Here is a 278-nt window from a genome sequence, read left to right as displayed (position 1 = left end):
AACTGGAAAATTCCTGGGAAAATGGTGAAAGGAATGGGCGGCGCAATGGACCTTGTTGCCAGCGCCGAAAATATCATCGTGGCCATGATGCACACGAATCGCGAAGGAGAATCGAAACTTTTAAAGCGTTGCACTCTTCCGCTCACAGGCGTGGGATGCGTGAAAAAGGTGGTAACTAACCTTGCGGTGCTGGAAGTGACCGAAAATGGCTTTAGACTACTTGAAAGAGCTCCCGGAATTAGTGTAGAGGAAATTCAAAATGCTACCGAAGGGAAATT

1 protein-coding gene is annotated in these 278 nt (G+C 47.5%); it reads left to right on the top strand.

From position 1 onward, the window contains the following. The coding region (locus tag HC176_RS19480; protein ID WP_280818739.1) for a CoA-transferase at positions 1-278 on the top strand (278 nt) is incomplete at both ends.

This window comes from Tamlana crocina, from assembly GCF_012037625.1.
Note: the sequence above shows the minus strand (reverse complement) of the source record. Positions and strands in the feature narration are given on the sequence as shown.